Here is a 14,933-nt window from a genome sequence, read left to right as displayed (position 1 = left end):
ACCCTTTTGCACACAGAAAAACCGCCGTACAGGTTTCCCCATACGGCGGCAGATGGTTTATTTGCCGAACAAGTCGCTGTGCGACCCGGTGCGGGCAAGCGTCAGCACCAGCACATCATCCTCGATACGGTAAATGAGCAGCCAGTCCGGGAGAATGTGACATTCCCGATGGCCCACCCAATCGCCGGACAAATCGTGATCGCGGTTTTTATCCGGCAGCGGTTCGCCCATCGACAGCAGCGCCACGACCTGTTCCAGCAATTCGATTTTCAGGCCGCGCTTGATTGCCCGCTTGTAGTCCTTTTTGAAAGCGGTCGTGTACTTGACGGTGTACTTTGTTTTCCTCATTTTTTCAGGTCGGCAAACAACTCGTCAAGGTCATTGTATCCCTTTACAGACGGGTCTTTTGCAATCCTTTCCGCTTCCAGCATGGCAGCAATCGTTTCCTTGTTGGGCTGTTCCAGCTTCACCTCAAAGGGAATGCCGCCCTCACGAAGCGACTGGCGCACGAAGATGTTGAACGCCGTGGATAAATTCATGCCGAGTTCCGCAAACAGGGCGTCGGCCTGTGCCTTCAAATCCGCGTCCATGCGGATGCTGATGTTTGTGGTATTTCCAGCCATATCATCAACCCCTTTCTGCTGGTACTTTTAGTATATGCCATTTGCACGAAGAAAACAATACTTTGCACGAATATTTAACAGTAAATTCATTGAAGGAGGTCACTGTATGAAGCAAATTATTTTGCCCGTCACTATCCACCTGAATATCCGCCTGCCCCTTGCCCTCTTGCAGCCGGAATCGGCAGACGCGCCCACCGGCCCGGAGCCGGAGGCCCATGCCTGCCAGGGCTGCGGCAACTGCGGCGGGTGTGGGAAGTGCCAGCATGAAAAAAAGCAAGCCTGAACCCGTCCCCGTCATGGACTACCGCCAGTACCGCAGAGCGCGGCGGCTGGTACATGAGTGCTGCAACTATGACGGCGGCCACTGTATCGCGCTGGATGATGGGGAGGAATGTGTCTGCGTCCAGTCCATTTCCTACTCCCTGTTGTGCCGGTGGTTCCGGGCGGCGGTGCTGCCGCTGGACAGAGAACTGGAAACGGCCCTGTTCCACCGCCTGGACGCCAAACGGTGCGCCGTCTGCGGGGCGCTGTTCACCCCCGGCTCCAACCGGGCCAAATACTGCCCGGAATGTGCCGGACGCATGAAGCGTATCAAGGCCGCCCAGCGCAAGCGGAAACAAAGGGCGAAATGTCACGCTTTAGGGGCTGAAAACCCCTTGTAAATCAAGGCTTTTTTCGAGGGTGTCGCTGGGGGCCTGATAGATTTATCCTCTGGCCCCCAAAACGGCCCTCTAAAGGCATACAGACCCCTGAAATAAACCCCAAGGAGGAAGCCTATGTCAGACAATCGAAAATATTACTACCTCAAGCTGAAAGAAAACTTCTACAACAGCGAAACGATGGTTATTTTGGAGAGTATGCAGGATGGCCTGCTGTACTCCAATCTGCTGCTGAAAATGTACCTCATGTCACTCAAAAGCGGCGGTATCCTCATGCTCAATGACCATCTGCCCCACACGCCCCAGACCATCGCCACCTTTACCCGCCATCAGGTGGGGACGGTGGAACGGGCCTTGAAGGTGTTCCTTGAATTTGGCCTTGTGGAGATTTTGACCGATGGGGCCTACTACATGGCCGACATCCAACTGCTGATCGGCCAATCCTCTACCGAGGGGGAACGGAAAAAGAAAGAGCGTATGCGATTGAAGCGTCAAAAACTGCTCCCATCCGGCGGGGCGGACATTTGTCCACCATATAGCCAGGGGGACATTTGTCCACCAGAGATTAGAGATAAGAGATTAGATATTAGAGATAAGAGTATAGAGAATAGAGAGAGTGAGAGCGCCCGCGCCTATGGCCGTTACCAGAATGTTTTCCTGACGGACGAGGAACTGGCAGACTTGCAGGCCAGCTTTCCCACCGTATGGGGCCAGTACATCGAAAAGCTGTCCGAGTACATGGCTTCTACCGGCAAGCGGTATCAGAGCCATGCCGCCACCATCCGGCGCTGGGCCGGTGAGGACGCGAAGAAAGCAGCCCCGCCCATCCGCAACCGTTATTACAGCGTAAAGGAGGATGAAACCGTATGATGGAGATTACCGCAGAAATCCGGGCGCTGATCGACAAGGCAGCCGCCGGTATGGAACTGGCCGGGGACGAGTACATAGACCCGGCAGACGGCCTCATTCACTGTAAAAAGTGCGGCGGCCAGAGGCAGACCGTTGTGCCATGCTTTGGGAAACCCGGCTACTTCATGCCCCGCTGTATCTGCCAGTGTCAGCGGGAGGCCGAGGAACAGCGCAAGGCCGCCGAGGAACGGCAGCGCCGCATGGAGCGCATCAATCGCCGGAAGGCCCAGGGCCTGCAAGACCGCTATCTGTACGACTACACCTTTGCCAACGACAACGGCCAAAATCCTCTGATGGACAAGGCCCGCGCCTACGTGGAAAACTGGAAGGAGGCATACAGGAACAACACCGGCCTGCTTCTGTTTGGGGATGTGGGAACTGGCAAGTCCTTTTTCGCCGGTTGTATCGCCAACGCCCTGCTTGACCGGGATGTGCCGGTGCTGATGACGAACTTTCCCACCATCCTGAACCGTCTGACGGGAATGTTTTCCGAGGACAGGGCCGACTTTATCGCCAGCTTTGACGAGTACGACCTGCTTATCATTGACGATTTGGGTGTGGAGCGCAGTACCGAGTATGCGATGGAGCAGATGTTTTTCGTCATTGACAGCCGCTACCGCAGCCGCAGGCCCATGATCATCACCACCAACCTGAAGCTGGCCGAACTCAAAAACCCGCCTGACCTGGCCCACGCTCGTATCTATGACCGTATCCTGGAACGGTGCGCCCCGATCCTCTTTGCCGGGAAAAACTTCCGGGAGGAAAACGCCGGGGCCACCAAGCAGGCGGCGAAAGACATTGTAAACCGTAAGCATGAGTAATTTTGTGCCGGACGGCACAGCCCCGCCCGGAGAAAGGAGCGCCATGAGCGAAGAAACCCGTACCATGCAGACCGCAGACACCACCACTACCAGAGCGCCGGAGGACGCCCCCGCGCTGGTAAAGAAAATCGGCAAGACCACCTACAAGGTGCGCGTCCATTTCAGCCAGACCAGCACTGAAACCATGAGCGACAAAATCAAGCGTATGCTCAAAAACGAGATACAGCAGATGTGACCGGCTGATAAAGCCAGCCGCCTTGTGTTAAACTGATGATGGTACACGCCAAAACTTTTAGCCAAGGAGGACATGAAAATGCTGTACGAAGAAACGGAAAAGAAAGAGATTGAGAGGGTTTACGCGGTGTTTGCCGACTACATCCGGGAAAGCCCCTATCTGGAATGGCTCTGGTCTGATAAGCTGGGCTATCTGCTGCTGAAAATCAGCACAAAAAAGCGGTATGTCGAGGAAGAAATACTCGTTGACACCGCCGACCAGCTTGCCGAAGTGCTGTTTTCCGAGGTGTCGATGGATGTGTTGCAGATGACCGGCAACGATCACACTGAACAGACCGCCGACCCTCTGGAACTGGCCGAGATAAAGCGGCGCTGGAACCCCTTCCTTGAACGGCTGCCGGAATACCAGACCGTTTGCGAAAAAATCCTTGCCGGGGAAAAGTAACCCCACCCGCCTGAGTGTCAGGAGCATGAAAGTGCTTCTGGCACTTTTTTGTGGCTTTTTTGTGAATTTGATTAAAAAGTCCTTGACAACTCGTTTCGGGCAAGACCCTAAAATCTATCCTGATTTCCTGCGGCGCAAGACTGGCTCCATTTGATATTGCCGCAGTCCGGGAAATGATGTCCTATGATGAGCTGGAACTGGAGAAGCTGGGCGACGAGAAAACTGCCCTGTTTGCGGTGGTTTCTGATACTGACCCGACCTTCAATTTCATTTCCGCTATGATGTATAGCCAGATGTTCAACGTACTCTGTGACCGAGCGTTGAAAGTCTACCACGGCAGGCTGCCTGTCCATGTGACCTGCCTGTTTGATGAGTTCGCTAACCAGAAAATCCCCAACTGGGAGCATCTGGTCAGCGTTATCCGTTCAAGAAACATATCAGCCCATATCGTCCTCCAGACATACAGCCAGTTGAAAGGAATGTATAAGGACAATGCGGAAACTGTGGCGGGCTGCTGCTCGACCATGCTTTTCCTGGGCGGAAAGGAGGAAAGCAGTTTGAAGATGGTGTCCGGGCTTCTGGGTAAAGAAACCATAGACACCATGAATGAAAGCGATTCCCGTGGTGCCCAGCGTACCTACGGTCTGAACTATCAGAAGCTGGGCAAGGAACTGATGAGCGTTGACGAACTGGCCGTCATGCCGTCAAGCCGCTGCATCGTCCAGGTACAGGGTGTCCGTCCCTTCTACTCCAAGAAGTATGACCTGACGAAACACCCCCAGTACAAATACACGGCAGACGCCAACCCCAAATACACCTTTGACGTTAAGGCGTATTTACAGCACCGGCTCAAAGTCAAGCCGGAAGAAGAATTTGAGGTTTACGACCTCGGAGATCTCACACAGCCGGATGCGGCTGCTTAAAGGCTCCACCGATGCCCTTACGGGCTTTCAAATCGGTGGGGCCTTTTCTTTTTTGGCCCAAAACAAGCCGCAAAACGGTCATTTCACGAGATGGAGGAAAACATGGACTTTTTCACGGATGCGGTCAGAACGCTGGAAATCTTAGTGCAGGCTCTGAGCGGAAAGCACAGTTTTTACGGGACGGCGGCTGACCGTTCCGCGATTCTTTCTACGGGCTGTCAAAAGCCAAAGGCCAAAACGGTGCGTGTGCCATCAAAGCATCTGCGTCCGCCGGTGCGGGCACAGCCCCTGTCAGCCTTAACTTCATAACCCAATTCAACTACCAACAACAATATTACAAATTCAAGGAGAACTTTTATGGAATTCTTTACTACTGCTGTTTCTACTATGTCTACTCTGGTAACTGCTCTGGGCGCTGGTCTTGGTGTGTGGGGTGTCATCAACCTGATGGAAGGTTACGGTTCTGATAACCCTGCGGCCAATGCTCATGTACGGTAAGGAAGCAAGCAACCGAAAACAAGAGATAGACCGCCAGCACTACACTATTCCGAACCAAAGACCAAAAGATAAGCATTGTGGGAAAATCTAAACTTTTGGATTTTCCTACAATGCCAACTACGGCGGAATCCCTCCCACTCCTTATATCTTTCTGTATACATTGAATTTGTATTTAGTAAAATGCAGACAACACCACGGATCGGCTTTTGGTTGGACAATTCCAACCAAACACCACAGCAGACAGCAGAAAACATTCTGAACGCTAGGAAGCCGGTATGATTGTTACATATAAGGGGAAGAAAAATTTCTTTTAGGTACTTGCTTTCCTAAAACTGATGTGATACAATGATTTAATCCAGAAAAGGAGTAAAAAATATGCGGCAAGGTATTCTTAAATAAAACTATAATCAAATAGTGGGAACAAAGGATTATGATAGCTCCTTTTGTAGGGGCTTAGTTTTTTGTACCCAATTTAAGAATACTTTTGCCTTATCAATTTTGACATATCCCCAAAAACAGCAATCACAAACAGGTGTATGCTGTATATGTGTATGTCCGCAACTTATAATCCCCAGTGGTAAAAGTATTTTACTGCTGGGGATTTTTATGCCCTTTGGGGCTGTAAAGGGAGGACAATCACATGAAAATAATCAATATTGGAATTCTTGCCCATGTAGACGCTGGAAAGACGACCTTGACGGAGAGCCTGCTATATGCCAGCGGAGCCATTTCAGAACCGGGGAGCGTCGAAAAAGGGACAACGAGGACGGACACCATGTTTTTGGAGCGGCAGCGTGGGATTACCATTCAAGCGGCAGTCACTTCCTTCCAGTGGCACAGATGTAAAGTTAACATTGTGGATACGCCCGGCCACATGGATTTTTTGGCGGAGGTGTACCGCTCTTTGGCTGTTTTAGATGGGGCCATCTTGGTGATCTCCGCTAAAGATGGCGTGCAGGCCCAGACCCGTATTCTGTTCCATGCCCTGCGGAAAATGAACATTCCCACCGTTATCTTTATCAACAAGATCGACCAGGCTGGCGTTGATTTGCAGAGCGTGGTTCAGTCTGTTCGGGATAAGCTCTCCGCCGATATTATCATCAAGCAGACGGTGTCGCTGTCCCCGGAAATAGTCCTGGAGGAAAATACCGACATAGAAGCATGGGATGCGGTCATCGAAAATAACGATGAATTATTGGAAAAGTATATCGCAGGAGAACCAATCAGCCGGGAAAAACTTGCGCGGGAGGAACAGCAGCGGGTTCAAGACGCCTCCCTGTTCCCAGTCTATCATGGCAGCGCCAAAAATGGCCTTGGCATTCAACCGTTGATGGATGCGGTGACAGGGCTGTTCCAACCGATTGGGGAACAGGGGGGCGCCGCCCTATGCGGCAGCGTTTTCAAGGTTGAGTACACCGATTGCGGCCAGCGGCGTGTCTATCTACGGTTATACAGCGGAACGCTGCGCCTGCGGGATACGGTGGCCCTGGCCGGGAGAGAAAAGCTGAAAATCACAGAGATGCGTATTCCATCCAAAGGGGAAATTGTTCGGACAGACACCGCTTATCAGGGTGAAATTGTTATCCTTCCCAGCGACAGCGTGAGGTTAAACGATGTATTAGGGGACCAAACCCGGCTCCCTCGTAAAAGGTGGCGCGAGGACCCCCTCCCCATGCTGCGGACGACGATTGCGCCGAAAACGGCAGCGCAAAGAGAACGGCTGCTGGACGCTCTTACGCAACTTGCGGATACTGACCCGCTTTTGCGTTGCGAAGTGGATTCCATCACCCATGAGATCATTCTTTCTTTTTTGGGCCGGGTGCAGTTGGAGGTTGTTTCCGCTTTGCTGTCGGAAAAATACAAGCTTGAAACAGTGGTAAAGGAACCCTCCGTCATTTATATGGAGCGGCCGCTCAAAGCAGCCAGCCACACCATCCATATCGAGGTGCCGCCCAACCCGTTTTGGGCATCCATAGGACTGTCTGTTACACCACTCTCGCTTGGCTCCGGTGTACAATACGAGAGCCGGGTTTCGCTGGGATACTTGAACCAGAGTTTTCAAAACGCTGTCAGGGATGGTATCCGTTACGGGCTGGAGCAGGGCTTGTTCGGCTGGAACGTAACGGACTGTAAGATTTGCTTTGAATACGGGCTTTATTACAGTCCGGTCAGCACGCCGGCGGACTTCCGCTCATTGGCCCCGATTGTATTGGAACAGGCATTGAAGGAATCGGGGACGCAGCTGCTGGAACCTTATCTCTCCTTCATCCTCTATGCGCCCCAGGAATACCTTTCCAGGGCTTATCATGATGCACCGAAATACTGTGCCACCATCGAAACGGCCCAGGTAAAAAAGGATGAAGTTGTCTTTACTGGCGAGATTCCCGCCCGCTGTATACAGGCATACCGTACTGATCTGGCCTTTTACACCAACGGGCGGAGCGTATGCCTTACAGAGCTGAAAGGATATCAGGCCGCTGTCGGTCAGCCGGTCATCCAGCCCCGCCGTCCAAACAGCCGCCTGGACAAGGTGCGCCATATGTTTCAGAAGGTAATGTAAAGATACATAATCGTCAAGACGGCAACAATCAGAAGTTATGGAGGGTAACAATGGAATATAGTAAGGAAGATTTAATGGAAGCAAAAAAGCAAATTTGGGGAGTGGGAGAGAACATGGGAACAGAGGAAAGTAAAAAAATCTGGGAGGAGAACGCACAATTTTGGGATAATGCAATGGGTGACGAATCTAATGAATTTCACAGAGAGGTAGTGCGTCCCAAAGTAACGGAACTTCTATCTCCTAATCCTGCGGATTACATTTTGGATATTGCGTGTGGCAATGGAAATTATTCTTCGTATCTTGCACAAAGAGGCGCTTCGGTTGTCGCTTTTGATTACAGCAAAAAAATGATAGAATTGGCTAAAAGACGGCAATCACAATATGCAAAACAAATTGAATTTTGTGTGGCGGATGCGACCGATAGAAAAAGTATATTAGAATTAAAAAGAAATCGAGCCTTTACGAAAGCAGTTTCTAATATGGCAATTATGGATATTACGGATATTGAACCACTTCTTATGGCTGTTTATGAACTGTTGCAGGAAAGCGGAATTTTTGTCTTTGCAACGCAACACCCTTGTTTTGTCACGTTGACTGAAAAATATATGACACCGCACAGTTACTATGATATAGCGATTGAAGGGCAACCGAAAGAGCAGATTTATTATCATCGTTCCATACAAGATATTTTTAACCTTTGTTTTAGAGCTGGATTTGTCATTGATGGATTTTATGAAGAATGTTTTAAAACCAACAAAGAAATTCCTATGGTAATGATAGTAAGGCTTAAGAAGGTAAAACGTGATAGCTTAAAATAAATTCAAGTTTGTCGGGTAAATAGCAAACCCAGCCGAGCCAGTCAACGGTCAAGATGAACGGCGCATATGCGCAGCCGTTGACAGCCCCGCCCGCCTTTGCTGGTAGGCAATCAAGGGGCGACAGCAAGAAGTGCCACCGCCCCGCACTATTATTCAGAAAGGGGAATTTCCATGACCGACCAGATAGCCTATCAAGAATATATCCAGCGCAGGTACAACGCCTTTTGCAAGACTGTTATCCGCTGTGCCGCCTTGGACAAGATTTTGAAGCTTAAACGGCAATGGGAACGGCAAGTTTCCCTTGACTATCTGATGAACGAGAAGTTTGTCCAGTTTGCCGCGTCGGAGCCGGACGAGGAATACCCATTTACCGTCTGCGGTCAGACCGTCCTGCTCTGCAACGCCGCCCTTGCCGACGCGATCTCTGTTTTGCCGGAGCAGACGCGGGAAGAAATCCTGCGCTATTACTTTCTGCGCCAGCCGCAGCGCGTGATCGGCGCGTGTATTGGCCGGTCACGCAGCACAGCGGGGCGGCATATCCAGCTTGCCTTGCAGCGGCTACGCGAAGAAATGGGGGTGAGCCGGTATGAGTAGACTTCTCCCCTATGAAACAATCCTCAAAGCCCGTGAGGGCGACCCAGAAGCCGTGAACGCTGTCCTGCTCCACTACGCCGGATATATCCGCTATTTCTCAAAAGTGAACGGGCAGGTCAACGCCGAGGTGGAGGACTATGTAAAGCAGCGGTTAATTGACTGTCAATTCAAGTTCCGGCTTGACGAACCACCGGACAAGTCATAAAAACTGAATACCAGCCGCCACCGACGCGGCCAGCGAAAGCAGTAAGTCTTGAAAAAGATTTACTGCTTTTTTTGTTGTCCGGCTCCGCTCCCGGCCATTTTGCCCCCTGCCGGTTGTAGTAGTAAGCGAGGAGGGAATTTTTCTGCCCTGGTGTTTGGCATTTGGAGCATTTACCCGTAGTAGAGGGCAAAGAGAAAGGATTTCTCCAACACCGGGTAGAAACCACTGCGTCCGGTGTCATTTTAGCGAAAGCGGGCAGGAATGCCCTTTACAGGATTAGTAGTAGCAGAAAAAGAGAAACAAACTTTTGTGGTTGCAGTTTTCCAAAAAAGTGGCGGACGGAAGTGAGAGAAAGTTTGCAGTCACGGAGAGCAAGTTTCTACCACGGTGCCAAAATCCGCAATTCTGCAGTTTTGCCCCTCGCGGGAAACTTGTTGGGGAGTGCCTTCCCCAAACCCTGCTCATGCGCCCTTACGGGCGAGAAAGGAGGTCACACCATGCGAAAGAAATACAACACGCCCCACCGCAGCCGCGTTGTGAAAACCCGGCTGTCCGAAGATGAGTATGCCGACTTCACAGCGCGGCTTGCGCCCTATGGTATCAGCCAGTCCGAATTTCTCCGGCAGGCGATACGGCGGGCGACCATACGCCCGGTTGTCCATGTGTCGTCGGTCAATGACGAGTTGCTTTCCGCTGTCGGGAAGCTGACAGCCGAGTACGGCAGGATCGGCGGCAACCTCAATCAGATTGCCCGGTATCTGAACGAATACGGCGTACCCTACAACACCCTTTCCGGCGAGGTACGCGCCGCCATATCCGACCTTGCCGTCCTCAAGTATGAAGTCCTCAAGAAAGTAGGTGACGCGGTTGGCAACACTCAAGCATATCAACTCTAAAAACGCCGACTACGGAGCCGCCGAGCAATATCTTCTCTTTGAGCATGACGAGTTTACCATGAAGCCCGTCCTTGATGAAACCGGCAGGCTTATCCCCCGCGAGGACTACCGGCTGTCCACGCTGAACTGCGACGGGGAGGATTTTGCCGTTGCGTGTATGCGGGCCAATCTCCGCTATCAGAAAAACCAGCGGCGGGAAGATGTGAAAAGCCACCACTACATCATCAGCTTTGACCCGCGGGACGGGCCGGACAACGGCCTGACCGTAGACCGGGCGCAGGCGTTGGGGGAACAATTCTGTAAAGAGCATTTTCCCGGCCACCAGGCCCTTGTCTGCACCCACCCGGACGGGCATAACCACAGCGGCAACATTCATGTGCATATCGTCATAAACAGCCTGCGGATTGAGGAAGTGCCGTTCCTGCCCTACATGGACAGGCCGGCCGATACGAAAGTCGGCTGCAAGCACCGATGTACCGACGCTGCCCTGCGCTACTTCAAATCCGAAGTCATGGAGATGTGCCACCGGGAGGGGCTTTATCAAATCGACCTCTTGAACGGCAGCAAGAACCGCGTCACCGACCGGGAGTATTGGGCGCAGAAAAAGGGACAGGCCGCGCTGGACAAGCAGAACGCCCCCATGATTGCCGATAGTATCGCGCCCCGGCAGACCAAGTTTGAAACGAACAAGGAGAAGCTGCGGCAGACCCTACGGAAAGCCCTTGCCACCGCCGCCAGCTTTGACGAGTTTTCCTCTCTGTTGCTGCAGGAGGGTGTGACCGTCAAGGAGAGCCGGGGGCGGCTTTCCTACCTCACGCCGGACAGGACAAAGCCAATTACCGCCCGGAAGCTGGGCGACGATTTTGACCGCGCCGCTGTCTTTGCCGTTTTAGAGCAAAACGCCGCCAGAGCAGCCGAAGCGCCAGCCAGATCCCCCGATCCCCCACGCACCATAAAAGACCGCTTGCAGGTTGCCAGAGCCGAGATAGCCGCCCCGAAACAGGACGGAGTGCAGCGGCTTGTGGACATTGAGCAGAAAATGGCCGAGGGCAAAGGCCGGGGCTATGAACGCTGGGCGAAGATACACAATCTGAAGCAGGCCGCCAAAACGCTGTCCGTCTACCAGCAATACGGCTTTACTTCCCCGGAGCAGTTAGAAGCCGCCGTTGACACCGCCTATCAGAAAATGCGCCAGACCAGCGGCGAACTGAAAGCACTGGAAACGAAGCTGCAAGGGAAAAAGAAGTTGCAGCGGCAGGTGTTGGCCTACGCCCAGACCAAGGCCGCCCGCGACGGGCTGCGGGCACAGAAATCCGAGAAAGCCCGCGCCGCATACCGGCAGGCCCATGAGAGCGATTTTATCATAGCCGACGCAGCAGCCCGGTATTTCAAGGCGCATGGCATTACCAAGCTGCCCGCCCGGAAAGCGTTGCAGGCCGAGATCGAGCAGCTTATCTCCGAGAAAGACGGCCTGTATAACACCTATCACGAACAGAAACAGCGGTTCAAGGAGTTGCAGACCGTCAAGCGGAACATCGACCAGATTTTGCGCCGGGACGAGCCGCACCGCAGAAAGGAGCAGAGCCATGAGCGATAACCTGCCCCACATGGACTACCGCCAGCACCGGCGGGCGCGGCGGCTGGTACATGAGTGCTGTAACTACGATGAGGGGAACTGCCTGCTATTGGACGACGGGGAGCCTTGCGTGTGCGTCCAGAGCATTTCCTTTTCCCTCATGTGCCACTGGTTCCGTGTGGCTGTCCTGCCCCTTGACGGGGAGCTGGCCGCAGCCCTCTTGTGCCGGGGAAGCCGGAAACGGTGTGCCGTCTGCGGGGCGGCCTTTGTCCCCAAATCCAACCGGGGAAAATACTGCCCCGACTGCGCCGGGCGCATGAAGAAAATCAAAGCCGCCGAGAGAAAGCGGAAACAAAGGCAGAGATGTCACGCTTTAGAGCCTTTCAAACCCGCATAAATCAAGGCTTTTTTCGTGGGTGTCAAAGGGTACGCGATACATTTATCCTTTTCCCCCGGAAACGGCGTTTTAATGCGTGACAATACGCCAAAATCAACCCGAACACAGGGAGGTGATCCTATCGCTGATTATATCAGGGCAGACACGCGGCTGCCCGCCTATCTGCCGTATCCCCGTTTCCTGCTGAAAATGGAGATTTCACAGACCGCCAAGCTGCTGTATTCGCTGCTGTTAGACCGTTCCACCCTCTCCCAGAAAAACAAGTGGCTGGACGACGAGGGCAGGATTTATATTATCTATCCCATCGCGGAGATAGCAGAAATACTGGATAAAGGCAGCACCACCATCAAGGGGGCGCTTAATGAACTGGACACGGCGGGGCTGTTGGAACGGGAACGGGGCGGCTTCTCCGCACCGAACCGGCTTTATGTCAAAGTACCGCCAGTGCCACAGGTACAGTTTTCAGACCAACTGATGGCCGGAAGTCCGCCCCTCATAGAGCCGGAAAACCGTCCCCTAACCAAACTACTATAAACAACCTTACAGAGAGCCAAACAAAGGGAGTGAGTGGGGGGCCGTCCGCGCCCTATGGCCGATATGGAAATATTTTTCTGTCACAGACCGAATACGACGAGTTGCAGGCAGAGTACCCTGACAGGCTGGAACGGTTCATCGAGGAAATGAGCCGCTACCTTGCCGCCAACGGGAAAAGCTACCAGAACTATGCCGCCGCCCTGCGGATATGGGCGGGGAACGACAAAAAGGAAGCCCCTAAAAAGGGCATACCAGACTACTCATGCAAGGAGGGCGAGAGTTTATGAAGAATGAAATCAACGCGGTTTTGGAGAATATGACGACCACCATCCCGGAGCCGGAGGACTACACCGGCGAGGACGGTTTACTGTACTGCGGCAAGTGCCGCAAGCCGAAAGAAGCCTATTTTGCGCCGGATAAGGCCGCTATCTTCGGGCGCGACCGCCACCCGGCAGAGTGCGACTGCCAGAGAACCGCCCGCGAGGAACGGGAAGCCGCCGAAAAGCGGCGCAGACACCTTGACACCGTGGAAGAACTGAAACGCCGGGGCTTTACCGACCCCACCATGCGGGACTGGACTTTCGAGAACGACAACGGCAGGAACCCGCAGACCGGGCTTGCCCGCCGGTATGTGGAGCATTGGGAAGATATGCGGACAGACAATATCGGCTGCCTGTTCTGGGGCGGCGTAGGCACCGGCAAAAGCTACCTTGCAGGCTGTATCGCAAACGCCCTCATGGAGAAAGAAATCCCCGTCCGCATGACGAACTTTGCTCTTATCCTCAATGACCTTGCCGCCAGCTTTGAGGGGCGCAACGAGTACATTTCCCGCCTTTGTCGTTATCCGCTGCTGATCCTTGACGACTTCGGCATGGAACGCGGGACGGAATACGGGCTGGAACAGGTGTTCAATGTGATTGACAGCCGTTACCGCAGCGGCAAGCCGCTGATCGTCACGACCAACCTTACGCTGGACGACCTGCACAACCCGGAGGACACCGCCCATTCCCGGATTTATGACCGCCTGCTTTCCATGTGCGTCCCGGTACGCTTTACCGGCGACAACTTCCGGCAGGAAACCGCCAAGCGGAAAATGGAGAGCATGAAGAAACTGATTACCGACTGAAAGGAGTATTGCCTATGGCAGATAACAAGCAGCACGACACCCGCACCACCCGCCGCCCTGACTGTGTGACGGAAATCCGCATGGGCAATTCCGTCCTTGTCGTGTCCGGCTATTTCAAGAAAGACACCACAACCACAGCCGCCGACAAAATGGCGCGGGTACTGGAAGCGGAAGCCGCTGCTACACAGGAGCCGACTTATCCGGCGTGAACCGGGGCATGGAAAAGCGGCCATGCCAGGGAGCATGACCGCTGGAACGAAAATCGGAAGTGCTTTAGCAATTCTTAATCTCATTCTCTATAAAATAATTTGCAATTTCAAAGGCTTTTATTCTTCTCTTTGCCAATGTGATTTGTGATTTATAACGCTCGGAATTATCCTTTGATTCAAATGTTTTTACTGTTTCTCTTAGCTTGTGCAGAGTTGAATCAATTTGCCTTTTGGCCGCGGTTAATTCATCTATTGTATACTTCATGTTTTCTCCTTTAACTTCTGATTTTTTTGTTAAATCAGAGTATACCACGGAGTTATGAACTTTTCTACTGCAAATATGGGACGACAACCCATACCATAAAAATCGGAAAATTGAAAAGCTGTAAAGAAGCAAATTTAACGCTTTTGCCGCTGTACAGCCCCCGCCGTTCCGTGGTACAATGAAACCACGGAATAGTGGGGCTGGCTGTCGGAAACGGAGGATTTTATGTTAAGACAAGCCACCCAAAACCTCATTACCGCCCTTTATCCGAGATTGTCCCACGAGGATGAATTGCAAGGCGAGAGTAATTCCATATCGAACCAAAAAAGGATACTCGAAACCTACGCAAAACAGAACGGCTTTACCAATCTGCGCTGGTACACCGATGATACAGTTATACTTGGACTAAATTAGAACTCCAGCAACGGAGTGCAATTTAGTCCAAGTATTTTTTTGCCCAGAAAAGGGCGCAAAATCAACGAAACAGGAGGTTGAGAAAACCGTGTGTAAGATAATCGTGATGGCAAACCAGAAAGGGGGCGTGGCTTATGAAAAGCTACACATTATGCAAAGTAGGCGATAGAAAACCTTATAAATAAAGGATTCTTTGGTTGATTTACTTTTCATAATCCATCACGATT

The 14,933-nt window shown here is 52.4% G+C and carries 22 protein-coding genes and 2 pseudogenes; 21 read left to right on the top strand and 3 right to left on the bottom strand.

The window, feature by feature from the left end; genetic code table 11:
• Positions 1 to 57: 57 nt before the first annotated feature.
• Together FYJ45_RS25855 and FYJ45_RS25850 are read right to left on the bottom strand one after the other, a co-directional pair.
• The gene (locus tag FYJ45_RS25855) at positions 58 to 348 is read right to left on the bottom strand and encodes a type II toxin-antitoxin system YafQ family toxin (RefSeq protein ID WP_003509355.1); all 291 of its coding nucleotides are present in this window, start codon (positions 346 to 348) and stop codon (positions 58 to 60) included.
• Complete coding sequence (locus FYJ45_RS25850) at positions 345 to 623, bottom strand: type II toxin-antitoxin system RelB/DinJ family antitoxin (RefSeq protein ID WP_003509354.1); 279 nt, start codon at positions 621 to 623, stop codon at positions 345 to 347. The genes FYJ45_RS25855 and FYJ45_RS25850 overlap by 4 nt, the downstream gene beginning before the upstream one ends.
• 106 nt (positions 624 to 729) lie before the next feature.
• Here FYJ45_RS25850 and FYJ45_RS29890 point away from each other — a divergent pair, with 106 nt between their 5' ends.
• The 20 genes and pseudogenes from FYJ45_RS29890 to FYJ45_RS25750 all read left to right on the top strand — a co-directional run bounded on the left by FYJ45_RS29890 (position 730) and on the right by FYJ45_RS25750 (position 14,027).
• Positions 730 to 906, top strand: coding sequence for a hypothetical protein (locus FYJ45_RS29890; protein ID WP_009296691.1), 177 nt, complete (start codon positions 730 to 732; stop codon positions 904 to 906).
• The gene (locus tag FYJ45_RS25845; protein WP_009296692.1) at positions 887 to 1,285 is read left to right on the top strand and encodes a cysteine-rich VLP domain-containing protein; all 399 of its coding nucleotides are present in this window, start codon (positions 887 to 889) and stop codon (positions 1,283 to 1,285) included. Before FYJ45_RS29890 ends, FYJ45_RS25845 begins: the two co-directional genes overlap by 20 nt.
• Positions 1,286 to 1,399: 114 nt before the next feature.
• Entirely contained in the window at positions 1,400 to 2,152 is a 753-nt protein-coding gene (locus tag FYJ45_RS25840) for a phage replisome organizer N-terminal domain-containing protein (protein ID WP_055654269.1), read from the top strand.
• Positions 2,149 to 3,012: an ATP-binding protein gene (locus FYJ45_RS25835; RefSeq protein ID WP_003509350.1), complete on the top strand. Its 864-nt coding sequence runs from the start codon at positions 2,149 to 2,151 to the stop codon at positions 3,010 to 3,012. The genes FYJ45_RS25840 and FYJ45_RS25835 overlap by 4 nt, the downstream gene beginning before the upstream one ends.
• A gap of 43 nt (positions 3,013 to 3,055) precedes the next feature.
• Entirely contained in the window at positions 3,056 to 3,247 is a 192-nt protein-coding gene (locus FYJ45_RS25830) for a transposon-encoded TnpW family protein (RefSeq protein WP_044911006.1), read from the top strand.
• 78 nt (positions 3,248 to 3,325) lie between these two features.
• Complete coding sequence (locus FYJ45_RS25825) at positions 3,326 to 3,691, top strand: hypothetical protein (protein ID WP_003509348.1); 366 nt, start codon at positions 3,326 to 3,328, stop codon at positions 3,689 to 3,691.
• 86 nt (positions 3,692 to 3,777) lie between these two features.
• Positions 3,778 to 4,614, top strand: a pseudogene (locus tag FYJ45_RS25820) (VirD4-like conjugal transfer protein, CD1115 family); the annotation flags it as partial.
• 102 nt (positions 4,615 to 4,716) lie between these two features.
• The gene (locus FYJ45_RS25815; RefSeq protein ID WP_074663243.1) at positions 4,717 to 4,923 is read left to right on the top strand and encodes a hypothetical protein; all 207 of its coding nucleotides are present in this window, start codon (positions 4,717 to 4,719) and stop codon (positions 4,921 to 4,923) included.
• Between the two features lie 48 nt (positions 4,924 to 4,971).
• Positions 4,972 to 5,112 (top strand): Maff2 family mobile element protein, encoded by a 141-nt coding sequence (locus FYJ45_RS25810; protein WP_154467953.1) that lies wholly within the window; start codon positions 4,972 to 4,974, stop codon positions 5,110 to 5,112.
• A 640-nt stretch (positions 5,113 to 5,752) separates the two neighbouring features.
• Positions 5,753 to 7,672, top strand: coding sequence for a tetracycline resistance ribosomal protection protein Tet(W) (tet(W), locus tag FYJ45_RS25800; protein WP_002586627.1), 1,920 nt, complete (start codon positions 5,753 to 5,755; stop codon positions 7,670 to 7,672).
• 50 nt (positions 7,673 to 7,722) lie between these two features.
• On the top strand, positions 7,723 to 8,490 hold the full coding sequence (locus tag FYJ45_RS25795) for a class I SAM-dependent methyltransferase (RefSeq protein ID WP_002586626.1): 768 nt from the start codon (positions 7,723 to 7,725) through the stop codon (positions 8,488 to 8,490).
• Between the two features lie 171 nt (positions 8,491 to 8,661).
• Positions 8,662 to 9,084, top strand: coding sequence for a sigma-70 RNA polymerase sigma factor region 4 domain-containing protein (locus FYJ45_RS25790; protein ID WP_002586616.1), 423 nt, complete (start codon positions 8,662 to 8,664; stop codon positions 9,082 to 9,084).
• Positions 9,077 to 9,289 carry a helix-turn-helix domain-containing protein gene (locus FYJ45_RS25785; protein ID WP_002586615.1) on the top strand — a complete coding sequence of 71 codons (213 nt, stop codon included), beginning with the start codon at positions 9,077 to 9,079 and terminating at the stop codon, positions 9,287 to 9,289. The genes FYJ45_RS25790 and FYJ45_RS25785 overlap by 8 nt, the downstream gene beginning before the upstream one ends.
• Positions 9,290 to 9,786: 497 nt before the next feature.
• On the top strand, positions 9,787 to 10,185 hold the full coding sequence (locus FYJ45_RS25775; RefSeq protein ID WP_002596229.1) for a plasmid mobilization protein: 399 nt from the start codon (positions 9,787 to 9,789) through the stop codon (positions 10,183 to 10,185).
• Positions 10,157 to 11,782: a relaxase/mobilization nuclease domain-containing protein gene (locus tag FYJ45_RS25770; RefSeq protein ID WP_128520744.1), complete on the top strand. Its 1,626-nt coding sequence runs from the start codon at positions 10,157 to 10,159 to the stop codon at positions 11,780 to 11,782. Before FYJ45_RS25775 ends, FYJ45_RS25770 begins: the two co-directional genes overlap by 29 nt.
• Positions 11,772 to 12,158, top strand: a complete 387-nt coding sequence (locus tag FYJ45_RS25765; protein ID WP_002596231.1) for a cysteine-rich VLP domain-containing protein — start codon at positions 11,772 to 11,774, stop codon at positions 12,156 to 12,158. The genes FYJ45_RS25770 and FYJ45_RS25765 overlap by 11 nt, the downstream gene beginning before the upstream one ends.
• A gap of 72 nt (positions 12,159 to 12,230) precedes the next feature.
• Complete coding sequence (locus FYJ45_RS33450; RefSeq protein WP_425293012.1) at positions 12,231 to 12,692, top strand: replication initiator protein A; 462 nt, start codon at positions 12,231 to 12,233, stop codon at positions 12,690 to 12,692.
• 29 nt (positions 12,693 to 12,721) lie between these two features.
• Positions 12,722 to 12,979, top strand: coding sequence for a hypothetical protein (locus tag FYJ45_RS33445; RefSeq protein ID WP_425293013.1), 258 nt, complete (start codon positions 12,722 to 12,724; stop codon positions 12,977 to 12,979).
• Positions 12,976 to 13,818 carry an ATP-binding protein gene (locus tag FYJ45_RS25755; protein ID WP_002596233.1) on the top strand — a complete coding sequence of 281 codons (843 nt, stop codon included), beginning with the start codon at positions 12,976 to 12,978 and terminating at the stop codon, positions 13,816 to 13,818. The genes FYJ45_RS33445 and FYJ45_RS25755 overlap by 4 nt, the downstream gene beginning before the upstream one ends.
• Positions 13,819 to 13,832: 14 nt before the next feature.
• Positions 13,833 to 14,027: a transposon-encoded TnpW family protein gene (locus FYJ45_RS25750; protein WP_002596234.1), complete on the top strand. Its 195-nt coding sequence runs from the start codon at positions 13,833 to 13,835 to the stop codon at positions 14,025 to 14,027.
• A 64-nt stretch (positions 14,028 to 14,091) separates the two neighbouring features.
• Here the strand turns inward: FYJ45_RS25750 and FYJ45_RS25745 are convergent, their stop codons facing one another.
• Complete coding sequence (locus FYJ45_RS25745; protein ID WP_002596235.1) at positions 14,092 to 14,292, bottom strand: hypothetical protein; 201 nt, start codon at positions 14,290 to 14,292, stop codon at positions 14,092 to 14,094.
• 225 nt (positions 14,293 to 14,517) lie between these two features.
• On the opposite strand from FYJ45_RS25745, the pseudogene FYJ45_RS25740 reads away from it, so the two are divergent.
• A pseudogene (locus tag FYJ45_RS25740) lies at positions 14,518 to 14,682 on the top strand (recombinase family protein); the annotation flags it as partial.
• Between the last annotated feature and the right edge of the window lie 251 nt (positions 14,683 to 14,933).

The organism is Eisenbergiella porci (assembly GCF_009696275.1).
In the GTDB taxonomy this organism is placed as follows: Bacteria; Bacillota; Clostridia; order Lachnospirales; family Lachnospiraceae; genus Eisenbergiella; species Eisenbergiella porci.
This window is presented reverse-complemented; position numbering and strand designations above follow the sequence as displayed.